The organism is Oscillochloris sp. ZM17-4 (assembly GCF_019599295.1).
Lineage (GTDB): Bacteria > Chloroflexota > Chloroflexia > Chloroflexales > Chloroflexaceae > Oscillochloris.
In genome coordinates this window covers 7370-21413 of sequence record NZ_JAIEWN010000027.1, presented here as the reverse complement: position 1 = coordinate 21413, position 14044 = coordinate 7370, and the positions used below count along the sequence as shown (strand labels likewise).

General features: G+C 70.9%; 12 protein-coding genes and 1 pseudogene. 5 read left to right on the top strand and 8 right to left on the bottom strand.

The features are described 5' to 3' along the window. Positions 1-1783 (bottom strand): ATP-binding cassette domain-containing protein (locus K2Z83_RS18140; protein ID WP_220596602.1); only part of this gene is annotated, 1783 nt, incomplete at its 3' end. Between the two features lie 390 nt (positions 1784-2173). Between K2Z83_RS18140 and K2Z83_RS29185 the strand changes: the two are divergent. Further along, positions 2174-2632: pseudogene (locus K2Z83_RS29185) on the top strand (GNAT family N-acetyltransferase); the annotation flags it as partial. 13 nt (positions 2633-2645) lie between these two features. Here the strand turns inward: K2Z83_RS29185 and K2Z83_RS18135 are convergent. Beyond that, complete coding sequence (locus K2Z83_RS18135) at positions 2646-4319, bottom strand: cation-translocating P-type ATPase (protein WP_220596601.1); 1674 nt, start codon at positions 4317-4319, stop codon at positions 2646-2648. Between the two features lie 133 nt (positions 4320-4452). Further along, positions 4453-5556, bottom strand: coding sequence for an o-succinylbenzoate synthase (gene menC / locus K2Z83_RS18130; protein ID WP_220596650.1), 1104 nt, complete (start codon positions 5554-5556; stop codon positions 4453-4455). Positions 5557-5728: 172 nt separating this feature from the next. Here menC and K2Z83_RS18125 point away from each other — a divergent pair, with 172 nt between their 5' ends. After that, the gene (locus K2Z83_RS18125; protein ID WP_220596600.1) at positions 5729-7024 is read left to right on the top strand and encodes a GNAT family N-acetyltransferase; all 1296 of its coding nucleotides are present in this window, start codon (positions 5729-5731) and stop codon (positions 7022-7024) included. Positions 7025-7255: 231 nt separating this feature from the next. Here the strand turns inward: K2Z83_RS18125 and K2Z83_RS18120 are convergent, their stop codons facing one another. Then, complete coding sequence (locus K2Z83_RS18120; protein ID WP_220596599.1) at positions 7256-7930, bottom strand: hypothetical protein; 675 nt, start codon at positions 7928-7930, stop codon at positions 7256-7258. Between the two features lie 183 nt (positions 7931-8113). Here K2Z83_RS18120 and K2Z83_RS18115 point away from each other — a divergent pair, with 183 nt between their 5' ends. Both K2Z83_RS18115 and msrB read left to right on the top strand, forming a co-directional pair. Then, positions 8114-8626, top strand: a complete 513-nt coding sequence (locus K2Z83_RS18115) for a DinB family protein (protein ID WP_220596598.1) — start codon at positions 8114-8116, stop codon at positions 8624-8626. 128 nt (positions 8627-8754) lie between these two features. Continuing rightward, complete coding sequence (gene msrB, locus K2Z83_RS18110; protein ID WP_220596597.1) at positions 8755-9216, top strand: peptide-methionine (R)-S-oxide reductase MsrB; 462 nt, start codon at positions 8755-8757, stop codon at positions 9214-9216. Here the strand turns inward: msrB and K2Z83_RS29180 are convergent. Then, positions 9183-9314, bottom strand: a complete 132-nt coding sequence (locus K2Z83_RS29180) for a hypothetical protein (protein ID WP_255604203.1) — start codon at positions 9312-9314, stop codon at positions 9183-9185. The two genes, msrB and K2Z83_RS29180, sit on opposite strands and share 34 nt — an antisense overlap. Between K2Z83_RS29180 and K2Z83_RS18105 the strand changes: the two genes are divergently transcribed. Continuing rightward, the gene (locus K2Z83_RS18105) at positions 9313-10686 is read left to right on the top strand and encodes an MFS transporter (RefSeq protein WP_220596596.1); all 1374 of its coding nucleotides are present in this window, start codon (positions 9313-9315) and stop codon (positions 10684-10686) included. The genes K2Z83_RS29180 and K2Z83_RS18105 overlap by 2 nt on opposite strands. A gap of 16 nt (positions 10687-10702) precedes the next feature. Here K2Z83_RS18105 and K2Z83_RS18100 read toward each other — a convergent pair whose 3' ends face one another. The 3 genes from K2Z83_RS18100 to K2Z83_RS18090 form a co-directional block, all read right to left on the bottom strand. Then, positions 10703-11566: a dimethylarginine dimethylaminohydrolase family protein gene (locus K2Z83_RS18100; protein ID WP_220596595.1), complete on the bottom strand. Its 864-nt coding sequence runs from the start codon at positions 11564-11566 to the stop codon at positions 10703-10705. 117 nt (positions 11567-11683) lie between these two features. Beyond that, positions 11684-12958, bottom strand: a complete 1275-nt coding sequence (locus K2Z83_RS18095; RefSeq protein WP_220596594.1) for an ArgE/DapE family deacylase — start codon at positions 12956-12958, stop codon at positions 11684-11686. A gap of 100 nt (positions 12959-13058) precedes the next feature. Continuing rightward, the coding region (locus K2Z83_RS18090) for an acetolactate synthase large subunit (protein WP_220596593.1) at positions 13059-14044 on the bottom strand (986 nt) is incomplete at its 5' end.

Below are 14044 nucleotides of genomic sequence, written 5' to 3'. Positions count from 1 at the left end.
GCTTGACGCGTGAAGTCGCCTGTTTGGCCTTGGACTTGTTGGCCGAGAAGCGACGCACGAAGTCCTGAAGTTCGGAGATGCGCTCCTTGGCGCGATCGTTGGCGTTCTTCTGCTGCTGACGCGCCATCGAAGACGCTTCCATGAAATCGTCGTAGTTGCCCGGATAAACGGTGATCTTGCCGTAGTCCAGATCGGCCATGTGAGTGCACACCTGGTTGAGGAAGTGGCGGTCGTGCGAAATGATGATCATCGTGCTGTTGCGGTCGTTGAGCACGTTCTCCAGCCAGCGGATGGTGGCGATGTCGAGGTTGTTGGTCGGCTCGTCGAGCAGCAGGCAGTTCGCCCCGCTGAGCATCAGCCGGGCCAGCTGGACCCGGCTCTTCTCGCCGCCGCTGAGCGTGGCGATCGGCTGGGTGGTGGCGTCGTAGGGGATGAGGAACTTGCCGAGCTGGGCCACCGCCTCGCCCTCGGTCATCGGGCGCACGTCGCGCATGGCGGCGATCGGCGTCTGGGCCATGTCGAGGGTCTCGTGGTGCTGGGCGTAGTAGCCGATCTGGATGCTCGGGCCGACCCAGATCTCGCCGCCGTCGGCCGGGAGCAGATCGCAGATCAGGCGCAGCAGCACCGACTTGCCGGCGCCGTTCGGCCCGACCACGCCCACCCGCTCGCCGTTCATGATCGTCGCCTGGCCATCCATCACGATGATCTTCTCGTCGAAGGCCTTGTCGACCCGGCGCAGCTCGACCGCCTTGGCCCCGCCGCGGGCGCGCGGGCGGAACTGGAGGGCCATCTTGCGCCGCTCCAGCACCGGGCGGTCGACCTTGTCCATGCGGTCGATCTGGCGCTGCTTGTTGCGAGCCTGCTTAATGTGACGCTCGTTCACCACGATGCTGGCCCAGAGCTTGAAGCGGGCGACGGCCGCCTCAAGCTGGGCGATCTCCTTCTGCTGGGCGACGAAGTCCTGCTGCTGCTTGAGCAGGGCCAGCTCCTTGGAGGCGGCGTAGGCCGAGTAGTTGCCCTCCCAGCGCTGGAGGGTGGCGCCTCGTGCGCTACCCGCGCCGCCGCCGGATGGCTCCAGCTCGACGATGATCTGCACCGTCTCATCGAGCAGGTAGCGGTCGTGCGAGATCAGCACCACCGCGCCGCGGAAGCCGCGGATGATCGCCTCCAGCTCGTCCTTGCGCTCCATATCGAGGTGGTTGTCGGGCTCGTCGAGCAGCAGCAGCTCGGGCTCGCCGAGCAGGCAGCGGGCCAGGCCGACCATCTTGCGCTGGCCGCCGCTGAGCAGGGCCATGGGCAGCCCCCACTGGTCCTCGGCCAGCCCCAGGTCGCGCAGCAGAGCCTCGGCGCGGCCGCGCACCGTCGGGCCGCCCAGGGCCTCGTGCTGCGCGAGCAGCGCGCCGTGCTCATCGATCACCCGCTGGAGGGCGGCCATATCGCCGGCCACCGCCGGGTCGCCCATGCGCGCCTCCAGCGCCGCGATGCGCGCCTCCAGCGCCGCGATGTCGCTGCGGGCGGCCAGCAGCTCCGCAAGCACCGGGCGGCCCGGCTCGCCGGCATACTCCTGGGGCAGGTACTCCGCCCGCACGCCCCGGCGGGTCGTGTAGACGCCGGCGTCGGGCTGCTCGATCCCGGCCAGGATGCGCAGCAGCGACGACTTGCCCACCCCGTTCGGCCCCACCAGGCCGATCTTCTCGCCGGCCTGGATCGACCAGCCCAGATCCCTGAAGATCGTCCGCCCGCCGTAGACTCGCGCCGCGCCGTTCAGATCCGCGATGATCATCCGCTCCACTCCTTACCTCATGTCGCGGCCTGGCGGCAGCGGGCGCAGTGTCAAACAAAAAAGCGTCGTGGGCTGCCTGCCGGCCCACGACGCGATAGCTCCATGCCGCAAAAGTCCTTACACAGCTCGCCAGTCGCAGGGCACAGTGATCCTATGTCCCACGCCCAGCGTGGAGCCACGGCTGCTCACCCAGCTCTGCGTGCCGATCTCCCAGCGCATCACGCACCCTCCTGCATATCCCTCCCCACAGAGTAGCACGGCCTGTCAAGGGGCCGCCTCAGCCGCAGGTCGGATGCCGGCCCGCGCCCGCTTGTCTGCCCGTCCGCCCCGCGCTACAATGGCGCGCGCAGGCATCCGGAAGCACGCAGGTGCTTCGTGACAGGGAGCATCATGACAGCGAACTCATTCCTCGCCCCCGCCGAGCACACCGCCGGCGAGATCACCATCCGCGCCTACCGCCCCGGCGACGGCCCCGCCCTCCAGCGCGCCGTCGTCGCCTCCTACGAGCACCTGCGGCCCTGGATGCCCTGGGCCAAGGCCGAGCAGTCCGTCGAGGAGTCCGAGGCGCTCTGCCGCACCTTCGCCGGCAGGTACCTGCTGGGCGAGGAGTTCACCATGGGCATCTGGATCGGCGACGAGCTCGTCGGCGGGACGGGCTACATGCTGCGCTGGGGGCCGCTGGAGCAGGGCAACGCCGAGATCGGCATGTGGATCGCCGCCGCCCGCGCCGGCCAGGGCCTCGGCACCCGCGCCCTCGCCGCCATGATCGCGTGGGGCTTCGCCGACTGGCCATGGCAGCGCCTCGTCTGGCTGTGCGACACCCGCAACATCGCCAGCGCCCGCACCGCCGAGCGATGCGGCCTCACCCGCGAGGGCACCTTCCGCTCCGACGCCCTCGCCGTCGACGGCAGCCGCCGCGACACCCACCTCTACGCCATCCTCCGCCCCGTGTCGGCCCGCCAGGGCGGCCCATTCCCGCCGGTGGTAGCGTAGGGCCGAAGCATGCGCACCCCATGCATGTGCGACACGCAGATTCATCCGGTGCGCAGCGCACGCCCTGGCCGGTGAGCGCGGTGACGCCCTCGGCGGGCGGGTAGCGCAGCGAGAGGCCGCGGTCGTCGGAGGCGCGCATGATCGCGCGGGCCAGGGGGTGCTCGCTGCGCCGCTCGACGGCGTTGGCCAGGGCCAGCACCTCGGCGCAGGGCGCGCACAGCTCCCCGCTGAAGCCGCGGCAGTCGGCCGAGCGGATGGCCACCACCGTCGGCGAGCCGGCGGTGAGCGTGCCGGTCTTGTCGAAGGCCACGGCGCGCACCCGGCTGAGCGCCTCCAGGGCGGCCCCGCCCTTGATCAGCAGGCCGCTGCGGGCGGCGTTGCTCAGGGCGCTGATCACGCTCACCGGGGTGCTGATCACCAGGGCGCAGGGGCAGGCCACCACCAGCAGGGCCAGCCCTCGGTAGAGCCAGCCGAAGCTGCCGTCGGGCGGGTTGAGGAAGGGCTGGCCGAAGAGCAGCGGCGGCAGGGCGGCGGTCAGCGCGGCCAGCAGCATCACCGCCGGGGTGTACCAGCGGGCGAAGGAGTCCACATAGCGCTCGGTCGGCGCCCGGCGCTCCTGGGCCTCCTCGACCAGGGCCAGCATACGGCTGATCGTGGTGTCGGCGGCCAGCCGGCTGACCACCACCTCCAGGCTGCCCTCGCCGTTGATGCTCCCGGCGAAGACCTCGTCGCCGGGGGCCTTGTCGATCAGGCGGGCCTCGCCGGTGATCGCGGCCTGGCTGAGCGAGGACTCCCCTGCGCGCACGCTGCCGTCCATCGGCACGCGCTCGCCCGGCCGGACGACGATCACATCGCCGACCCGCAGGGCGGACACCGGCACCGGCAGCTCGCGCAGCTGGCCCTCGTGCTCGCCCAGGCGCAGGGCCGTGCTGGGGGCCACCTGCATCAGGCTGCGGATGCTCTGGCGGGCGCGGCCGGCGGTGTAGCCCTCCAGGGCCTCGCCCAGGGCGAAGAGCACCATCACCATGCCGGCCTCGCTGATCGCGCCGATCAGGACGGCGCCCACGGCGGCGACGGTCATCAGCAGGTTGATGCTGATCTGGCCGCCGGCGCGCAGGCCGCGCCAGGCGCTGCGGGCCACCGGCCAGCCGGCCAGGGCCAGGGCGCCGAGCGAGGCCGCGTCGATCAGCGGGTGGCGGATCTGGCCGATCTCGCTGAGCACCAGGCCGGGCAGGATCAGCAGGCCGCCGAGCAGGGCCAGCCGCGTCTCGATGCGGCCCCACATGAAGGCCAGGAAGCCCGCCGGGGCCGCGGGCGCCGCGTCATCGGCATCCGGCTCGATCACGGTGTAGCCCATCTCGACCACGCGGGCAACGATCGCCTCGCGGGCCGCCGTGCCCTGCACCGTCAGCCGCTCGGTGGTGAAGTTCAGTTCGCTGGAGGTGACTCCGGGCAGCTGGGCCACGCCGAGCTCCACCGTCTTCGCGCAGCCGGCGCAGTCCAGGCCGCCGATCTGGAAGGTTGATCTGATGATCTCCGGCATCATGGCGCTCCTCCCCAATCTGATCTGATTTGTGCCCAGCAGGCACCTGTTGCACTGGTTCTGCTGCGGCGCGGCTACGCCGCGCCGCAGCAGAACCAGTTTTCTTGTGGGAGAGCGAAGCTCTCCCACACCCTCACCTGAGGGCGAGCCTACGCTCGCAGGCCCGCTCAACCCTGCGCTCATCTACAGTATAGCCCAGCCCCGGCCCCGATGGCAGCGGGATGGCCCCGCGCTCGGCCAGGATCGCCGGCTCGACGATATCCTCGTGGTAGTACTTGTCGGAGCCGGACACATCGCCGGGGATGCTGAAGCCCGGCAGGCTGGCGATCGCCAGGTTGGCAGCCCGGCCCACGCCGAACTCGTGCATGCCCCCGCACCAGACCGGCACGCCCCGCGCGAGGCAGTGGTCGTGGACGCGCTTTGCGTTGAGCAGGCCGCCCAGCCGGCTGACCTTAATGTTGATGATCCGGCCACTGCCCAGATCCAGCGCCTTGCGGGCGTCCTCGACCGAATGGATGCTCTCGTCCAGGCAGATCGGCGTGGACAGCTCGGCCTGGAGCGTGGCGTGGTCCACGATGTCGTCGTGGGCCAGGGGCTGCTCGATCATCATCAGGCCGAACTGGTCGAGCTCCTTGAGCATGGGCAGGTCGGCCAGAGTGTAGGCCGAATTGGCGTCGGCCATCAGCGGCACATCGGGGAAGCGCTCGCGCACGGCGGCGATCACGGCCACGTCCCGGCCGGGGCCGATCTTCAGCTTGATCCGCCGGTAGCCCTCGCCGAGGTACTGCTCGACCAGGCCGATCAGCCGGCCGGTGTCCTGCTCGACGCCCAGACTGACGCCCGAGAGCACCTCGTCGCGGGTGCCGCCGAGCATGGCGTGGAGCGGCCGGCCCGCCCGCTGGGCCAGCAGGTCCCAGCAGGCCATCTCCAGGCCGGCCTTGGCGAAGTTGTTGCGCTTGAGCTTGGCGTAGGTCGCCTGCACATCCTCGGCGCTCGCCCACGCTTTGCCGACGATCCCCGGCAGCAGGAAGTCCCTGAGCATATGCCAGCAGGTCTCGGTGGTCTCCTCGCAGTAGTAGGGGTCGGTGGGGCTGGGGCACTCGCCCCAGCCCACCAGGCCGTCGGCGTAGAGCTTCACGAGGATATGGGCCTGGTGGGTCTTCTGGCTGGAGCTGGTGGCGAAGGAGCGGATCATCGGCAGCCGCACCAGCAGCAGCTCGGCGCGCTCGATGATCACTGGGCCACTGAGGGTATGCGGCACTGATTCGGGGTTCATGGCTGGCTCGCTGCTATGCTGTTCTGCGGTAGAATGCCCTGAGTATAGCACGCCCTTTCCGCCGGGCCGTAAACGGCCCGGCTCACCGTACGAAGGCCGCTACGCGGCCTGCCTGAGCCCGCTATGAGGTGCGATGAGCCTTCGCCTTGAGCTGATCGACCATACGACCCCGACGTGGCCCGCCGAGCTCGCGGCGCTCTGGCGGGGTCTCGGCGCACCGCACAACCCCGAGCTGCTGCCCGACTACTTCGTGCAGACGACCTTTGTGAAGATGGGCGGGCTAGCCCTGCGCATCCTCCACGACGACGCGCTGATCGGTGCGGGGCTGCTCTTCCCGCGCGGGCTGGAGGGCGGGCGGCGCGTGTATACGCTGCGCGTGAGTTGGGGAAGTCGGGGGTTAGAAGTTGGGGCTCAGATCGCTGACTCAGAGCTTCGCAGCGCGGCGGATCACCTGCTCAACCGCCAGAGCACAGGGCTCGGGGTTCTCGGCCCGCCCCCCAGCCCCCAACTCCCAACCCCCAACCCCCGAGTCCTGATCCCCGAGTCCCGCACCTACGCGGCGACCCACCGACAGATCGGCGGCTTCGACATCGGCGCGCCGGGAGAGGATGAGCTGGGGGCGATCCGGGCGCTGCACGCGGCGATCTGGGGGGCCGCGCCGGGCGCGCAGTACCCCGGCGACCTGCACAGCGCCGAGTTTGGCCCGGCAACCTCGCTGGTGGCCCGCGCCGACGGCCGGCTGGCCGGCTTCCTGCTCGGCTTCCACCGCTTCGGCGGGCTGGGTGGCCTGGAGCGCGCCGGGGTCGACACCGCGCTCAGCGTCGAGTCGCAGGTGATGGGCGTGGACCCCGGGCTGCGCCGGGCCGGACTGGCGGCGACCCTCAAGCGCGCACAGGCCGCCGAGGCCCTGGCCCGCGGCGTGGGCGTGATCCACTGGACCGCCGACCCGCTCCAGTTCGCCAACGCCACCCTGAACTTCCATAAGCTGCGGGCGGTGGCCGGCGAGTTCTACCCGGCCTACTACCCCTTCCAGAACGAGCTGAACCGCGTGCCCGCCTCGCGGCTGGGCATCGCCTGGCTGCCCGCGACGGACTGGGGCCGCGCCGGCCTCGCCGACGGCCCGCGCCGCGACCGCGCGCTCTCCCGGCTCGCCGGCTGCGCCGTGCTCAACGACGGCCCGCGCGCCCTGCGCGGCCCCGGCGGCGCGCCCCACATCGCCGTCGAGATCCCCGCCGACTGGACGGTCCTCCAGCGCGACGACCTCGACGCCGCCGCCGCCTGGCGCGAGGCGACCGACGCCATCCTCGCCGAGCGGCTCGGATTCGCGCAGGGCCGCTACCTGATCGCCGACGTGGCAACCGAGGGCGAGCGGCGCTACCTGGTCGGCCACGCCGTTGAGCTGATGGCCCCCTTCCTCCGCAGGCCCTGAGCGCCAGGGCTGGCGCAACATCACCTCCCTGTGGGGGTTTGGGGCTTCGCCCTATGCGCATCGACGCTAGGGATCCCGCCCTAAAAACCGACGTTGTTTTGGCCCACATGGACAGCTTCGCTGTCCATGTGGGCCAAAACAACAAGAAATTTCAGGTAGCCAGGGCTTACGTTGATGCGCATGGGGCGAAGCCCCATGACGTTGCAGAAGCCTTGCCTACCGAGCCTTGTATTACTGGATCTCGAAGGAGATAACCTGCTCGACACCGCTGTCGACGCCGCGAGCGACCATCGTCCAGGTGCCACGCGCCGCATCGTCCGGGCTAGTCCAGTACCAGTCGGCACGGCCGTCGCCGTTGGCCCCTTTCAGCTGCTCCGGCGTGATCGCCATCGGCTCGCCGCTCGGCGTATTCACCCAGACCGAGACGGTCTCGTCGCCGTTAAACCCGATGGCAACGAAGGCGAAGCGCGTCCCCGGCGGCCCCACGCTCGGCGTGACATTGCTCGTCTGTGTGGCATCGGAGAGCGGAGGCGCGGGGTCGCCGACCACCTCAAAGGGGATGACATGCTGGACGCCGCTGTCGATCCCGCGGGCGACCATCTGCCATGTGCCACGCGCCGCATCGGCGGGCACCGTCCAGTACCAGTCGGCGCGGCCGTCGCTATTGGCCCCATTCAGCTCCTCCGGCGTGATCGCCGTCGGCTCGCCCGCCGGCGTATTCACCCAGACCCCGACCCGCTCGCTGGCGTTGAAGCCGGTGGCCATAAAGGTGAAGCGCGCCCCGGGCGGCCCCATGCTTGGCGTCACATTTGATGTCATCGTGCCCTGCGCGAGAGCGCCCGCCGGTGCCAGGGCGACAGCAAGCAGCGTAATCAGCCCGATCATCCATATTGCGATATAGCGCATTCTAAAACCCTCCTTCCTGTAGGTTGTTGGCTAGGGCGCACGTGCGCGCCCTGCCCACACAGGGTGGCAATATCTGTGCCAGTGTGCGGCAAACATGCTAGGCGCACAGGCCCTGATCGCTGGCGTATGTGTGCAAGAGCGGGTATCATGATAGAGTCGAGATCGCACAGAGGAGGGGTCGCCGTGGATCCACACTACTACATCGACCGTCTGGAGATCAGCGCGCCGCTGATCGTCGCCCTGATCCAAGATATGAGTGACGCGCAGCTGCGCTGGCGGCCCGCGCCGGACTCCTGGTCGGCGCTGGAGGTGCTCTGCCACCTCTACGACGAGGAGCGCGAGGACTTCCGCGTGCGGCTGGACCTCACGCTGCACAGGCCGGACGAGCCCATCCCGCAGATCGACACGCAGGACTGGGTGATCGCGCGGCGCTATCAGTCGCGCGACGCGGGTGAGGTGCTGGAGGCCTGGCTCACGGAGCGGCGCCGCTCGCTGGAGTGGCTGCGCGCCCTGGAGGCACCGGACTGGGAGCGACGCTGCACGCACCCCTACCTCACCGACCTGCGCGCCGGCGACTTCCTCGCGGCCTGGGCCGGCCACGACCTGCTGCACCTGCGGCAGCTCACCGAGCTGCAGTGGGCCTACCAGTCGTCCCAGGCCGCGCCCTACACCCCCGCCTACGCCGGGGACTGGTGAATACAGTGCAGCGCATCTATGGGCCGCGATGCGAAGCATCGCGGCCCATAGATGCGCTGCGCATTCTGTAACATGTGTCGATCCTACAGGACAATACGAGCGTCGGACATAAGCGAACGGAGGACAGCATGACCACCTTCAAGAAGGGCCAGTTCCAGAAGCCGAGCGACGCCGAGCTGCGCAGCACGCTCACGCCGATGCAGTATAAGGTGACGCAGCACGAGGGCACCGAGCCGGCCTTCCAGAACGAGTACTGGAACAACAAGCGCGACGGGATCTATGTGGATGTCGTCTCGGGCGAGCCGCTGTTCAGCTCGCGCGATAAGTACGACTCGGGCTGCGGCTGGCCGAGCTTCACCCGGCCGCTGGATGCCGACAGCCTGGTGGAGCGCACGGATCGGAAGCTGTGGGTGGCGCGCACGGAGGTGCGCTCGAAGGCCGGCGACTCGCACCTGGGGCACGTCTTCGACGACGGCCCGGCGCCCACCGGCCAGCGCTACTGCATGAACTCGGCGTCGCTGCGCTTCGTGCCCGTCGAGCGGCTGGAGGCGGAGGGCTACGGCGAGTACCTGGCGCTCTTTGAATTGTAGATTGTAGATTGCAGATTGCAGATTGTGGGATCTTGGGCCATAATCTGCAATCTGCAATCTGCAATCTGCAATCTGCAATTCGGAGGAGCGCTCGCCATGATCGCAGGAGCCAACGCCGCGGCGATGGATACGGTCGCACGCCGCAGGATCCTCACCGTGCTCTTCGTCGGGGTGTTTATGGCCGCCCTAGACGCCGCCATCATCGCCCCGGCCATCCCCGCCCTGCGCGCCGCATTCGGCGTGGACAACAGCCAGATCGGGCTGGTGACGATCGTCTTCGGCCTGTGTACGCTGACCAGCACGGCCCTGATGGCCAGCCTGAGCGACCGCTACGGCCACCGGCCAGTCTACCTGATCAACATCGCCGGGTTCGCCGCCGGCTCGCTGCTGATCGCGCTCTCGCCGAGCTTCGGCGTGGTGCTGCTGGGCCGGGCCATCCAGGGCTTCAGCGCCGGCGGGATCACGCCGACGGCCAGCGCGGTGGTGGGCGACGCCTTCCCGCCCGAGGAGCGCGGCAAGATCCTGGGCCTGATCGGGGCCACCTTCGGCATGGCCTTCCTGGTGGGCCCGCTGGTGGCCTCGCTGATGCTGATCGCCCTGAGCTGGCAGTGGATCTTCCTGATCAACCTGCCAGTGGCGGCGGTGATCCTCTGGATGGGCGCGCGCGCCCTGCCGGCCCCGCACGCCGCCGCCAGCCTGCCGCCCTTCGACTACGCCGGGATCGGCGTGGTGGCGGTGATGCTGACCAGCCTGACCCTGGGGATTAACCGGGTGCTCGACACGGCGCTGGGTCTGACGATCTGGCCGGGGCTGCTCGGGCTGGCCGCCGTGTGCGTGCCGCTGCTGATCTGGGTCGAGTCGCGGGCGGCCCAGCCGATCGTGCCGCTCAAGCTGTTCAGCACGCGCCAGCTGGTGACGACCTACCTGCTCTGCGTGGGCGCGGGCTTCGGCATGGGCAGCGTGATCTTCATCGCCTCGGTGGCGGTGGCCGCCTTCGACACGCCGGCGCAGCAGGCCGGCTTCCTGCTGATCCCGATGGTGATCTGCTCGTCGGCGGCATCGATGGGCTTCGGGCGGCTGCTGAACCAGCTGGGCGCGCGGTCGGTAATGCTGATCGGCTTCAGCATCCTGGCGGCGGGCGCGGCGATGATCGGCCTGGCGGCGGCGCAGTTCTGGCTCTACATGCTCGCCACCCTGCTGATCGGCACCGGCGTGGGCGTCGTGGTCGGCGGCACGCTGCGCACCGTCGTGCTGGACGAGGTGCAGCCCCACGAGCGCGGGGTGGCCCAGGGCCTGGTGAACATCGGCATCGCGGTGGGCAACCTGCTGGTGGTGGCGGTGCTGGGCGCCCTGGCGGACAGCGCCGGCGGCGGGCTGGCCGGCCTTGGGACGGCATACCTGGCCGCAGCCGGGGTGATGGTGCTGATGATGCTGGCGAGCTTCGGGCTGCGCCCGAGGCTCGCCAGCTGATACGGGGCGACCTGCCTCACCCGCGCAGGATGGGCCGGGTGAGGCAGGTCGCCCCGCCCTCGGCCTTCAGCGAGATCTCGTCGCCCTTATAGGTGCGCACCTCGCAGCCGGCGCGGGCGAGGCGTTCCTGGGTGATCGGGTTGCCCTCCAGCATGAGGCACTCGCCGGGGGCCAGAGCCAGCACGTTGGTGCCCATCGTCAGGAACTCGGACTCGGGCACCTCGACCATGCGCACGCCGCGCCGCTGGAGCTCCTGGTAGAAGGGCACGCTCAGCAGGGGCGAGTAGACCACGGCCAGATCGTCGGCGAGCAGCGAGATCAGCGACATCAGGTGCAGACAGGCGTCTGGGCCAGTGTAGTAGGGCAGCTCGACGGGCAGCGCCTTCGCGCCGAGGGGGGCCAGGGCCGCGCCGAGCTGGCGCAGGCCCTCGGCGTTGGTGCGGAAGCCAAGCCCCACGGCGAGGGTGTCGTGGTCGAGCCAGAGCAGGTCGCCGCCCTCGGCGCGGGCCTCGCCGCTGAGCCGGGCGTGGATGGGGATGTCGAGGGCGGCGAAGGCCTCGGCCATGGCCTCTGGCTCGCCCTCGCGCAGCGGCTTGCCCATGCTCAGGATGATCGCGCCGGCGTCAGTGACGAGGGCCGGGTCGTGGACGAAGATGGCGTCGGCGCGGCCGGGCTGCGCCACGGCCTGCTCGATCACCTCGGCCCCGAACTGGCGCAGGGTCGCCACCAGGGCGTCGTGCTCGGCCTGGGCGGCGGGCAGGTCGGGGCGGGAGGTGTAGTGCCAGGCGGCCGGGTCCTCCACGGCGAAGGCGGCGTCGGGGCGGCGGACGAGGACCCGCCGGAGCGGGGCGACCATGGACTGGCTTCCGTATGCTGGCATTGGGATCTCCTCCAAAGGCACATGCTGCACTGATAGTGCTGCGGCGCGGCTTCGCCGCGCCGCAGCACTATCAGTTTTTTGTGGGAGAGCGGAGCTCTCCCACACCCTCACCGAAGGCTAGGCCACCCCGCAGAAGCGCAGCGCCGTGAGGGCCAGGGTGCGCGTCACGGCGTGCAGGTCGGCCACGTCCACGTACTCGTCGGGCCGGTGGGCGCGGCGCACGTCGCCGGGGCCGAAGAGCACGGTGGGCACGCCGCCCACGTTCACCAGCAGGCGCATGTCGGCGCCGTAGGTCATGCCCTCCAGCACCGCAGGGTTGCCGGTGGCGTCGGCGAAGGCCCCGGCCACGCCGGTGACGATCGGGTGGTCGGTCGGGGTGGCGGCCGGGTCGAAGGTGCCGCCCCACCACTCCAGCTTGGGCGGGTGGGCGGCCAGCCAGGGGTCGGCGGCGACGGCCTGGGCCACGGCGTCCTCAAGCTCGCGGCGGGCGGCCAGCGGGTCCTCGCCGATAGCGATGCCGTAGCGGCCCTCGGCCACCAGCGACTCGGCGACGGAGGAGGCCCAGTCGCCGGCGCGCACGGTGCCGATGCAGATGGCGTTGGGCAGGGCGTAGCGGGCGAAGAGCGGGCCGAGGTCGCGGGCGTTGCGCCGCCGCTCCAGCTCCAGGATGGCCTGCTGGAGCGGGTAGTACTTCTCGATCGCGCTGACGCCCTCCTCGCGCACGCAGCCGTGGGCCGAGAGGCCGTAGACGGTGAGGCGGAAGTTGTGGGCGCCGGCCTGGGCCGGGGCGACGCGCATCTCGGTGGGCTCGACGACCACGGCCGCGTCGGCGGTGTGGCCGCGCAGGATGCTGGCCAAGGTGCCCAGGCCGCCATCCTCCTCGCCGACCACGCTCTGGATCTTCAGGTCGCCGCGCAGGGTTACGCCGGCGTCGCGGATGGCCCTGGCGGCGAAGATCGCGCAGGAGAGGCCGCCCTTCATATCGAGGGCGCCGCGGCCGTAGACCCGGCCGTCGGCCACGGTGCCGCGCCAGGGCGGGAAGCTCCAGTTGGCCTCGTCGCCGGCGGGCACCACGTCGACGTGGCCGTTGAAGAGCAGGCTGGGCCCGCCGCCGGCGCCGGGCAGGGTGCCGACCACGCCGAGGGCGCGCGGGCGCTCGACCTCGTAGGAGCACTGGGGGTGGGCGTAGGCCTGGGCCAGGTCAAGCTCCCAGCGGTCGACGGCCAGGCCGCAGCGGGCGATCTGGGCGGCCACGTGCTCCTGGGCGTCGTTCTCCTCGGGGGTGCCGTCGAGGCTACGCACGGCGACGAGGTCGCAGAGGTAGGCCAGCAGAGCGTCCATATCGATGGCGTTGAGGACGCGGGCCTCGGTGTCGTTGAGGGGGGCGGGCATAGGCTGATCCTATTCAGTGTGGGTTCTGTGCCTTGCGGGCACCACAGTCTGTGGGTTCGGTGGGAGTGGCTTCGCCACTCCCACCGAACCCACACATTCGCTAGCCGTCGACGAGGGCCTCGATCAGGTGCGGCCCTGGCTCGCGCATGGCGGCGGCGACGGCGGCGGCGAGCTCCTCGGCGGTCTCGGCCCGGCTGGCCGGTACGCCCAGGCCGCGGGAGACCTCGGCCCAGTTGATCGCGGGCTGGTCCAGCCGCATCAGCCGGCCGGCCTGCGGCCCCGGCGCGGCGCCCGACTCGGTGGCCCGGTACTCGATCTCCAGGATGCGGTAGCTGCGGTTGTTGTAGAGGATGGTGGTTATGTCAAGCCCCTCGCGGGCCTGGGTCCAGAGGGCCTGGAGGGTGTAGGCGGCGCTGCCGTCGGCCTGCAGGCAGAGGACGGGCCGGTCGGGGCAGGCGAGCGCGGCCCCAGTGGCCAGGGGCAGGCCGATCCCGATCGAGCCGCCGGTCAGCGGGAGCCAGTCGTGGGGCGGCGCGCCCAGGCTGGCCTGGTAGGCCAGGAAGCCGCCGGTGATCGCCTCATCGACGACGATCGCGCCCTCGGGGATGAGCGCGCCCACCGCCTGGGCCAGGGTGGCCGGGGTGAGCCGGCCGGCGGGCAGGGTGGGGCGGGCAAGCTGCTGTATCGGCGCGGGGCCGGACGCGCCGAGCAGGTCGGCCAATCGGGCCAGGGCCTCGGCAGGGTCCTCCTCGGGGCGGGCCAGGGTGATGATCTCGGCGTCGGGCGGGGCGAGCAGGCTGGGCGCGCCGGGGTAGGCGAAGAAGGCCACCGGCGGGCGGGCGCCCACCAGGATGAGCCGGCGCACCCCGGCGAAGAAGCGCAGGGCGTCGGGCACCGGGTAGGGCACGCGCTCGGGGGCGACCCGGCCGGCCCCGCGCTCCTGGCGCGGGGCGAAGGTGTCGCCGGCCAGCCGCGCCCCGCTGGCGGCGGCCACCCGCCCGGCCAGCTCCAGGGCCGGGCCGCACATGGCCCCGCCGCCCAGCAGCAGCATCGCGCCCGCGCCCGGGCGCAGGGCGGCGGCCGCCG

What these genes read in the sequence shown, in the direction of transcription:
- K2Z83_RS18135 (WP_220596601.1), bottom strand. Translation starts at nt 4,319, where the DNA reads ATGCCGGAGATCATCAGATCAACCTTCCAGATCGGCGGCCTGGACTGC.
- K2Z83_RS18125 (WP_220596600.1), top strand. Translation starts at nt 5,729, where the DNA reads ATGAGCCTTCGCCTTGAGCTGATCGACCATACGACCCCGACGTGGCCC.
- K2Z83_RS18120 (WP_220596599.1), bottom strand. Translation starts at nt 7,930, where the DNA reads ATGCGCTATATCGCAATATGGATGATCGGGCTGATTACGCTGCTTGCT.
- msrB (WP_220596597.1), top strand. Translation starts at nt 8,755, where the DNA reads ATGACCACCTTCAAGAAGGGCCAGTTCCAGAAGCCGAGCGACGCCGAG.
- K2Z83_RS18105 (WP_220596596.1), top strand. Translation starts at nt 9,313, where the DNA reads ATGATCGCAGGAGCCAACGCCGCGGCGATGGATACGGTCGCACGCCGC.
- K2Z83_RS29180 (WP_255604203.1), bottom strand. Translation starts at nt 9,314, where the DNA reads ATGGCGAGCGCTCCTCCGAATTGCAGATTGCAGATTGCAGATTGCAGA.
- K2Z83_RS18100 (WP_220596595.1), bottom strand. Translation starts at nt 11,566, where the DNA reads ATGCCAGCATACGGAAGCCAGTCCATGGTCGCCCCGCTCCGGCGGGTC.
- K2Z83_RS18095 (WP_220596594.1), bottom strand. Translation starts at nt 12,958, where the DNA reads ATGCCCGCCCCCCTCAACGACACCGAGGCCCGCGTCCTCAACGCCATC.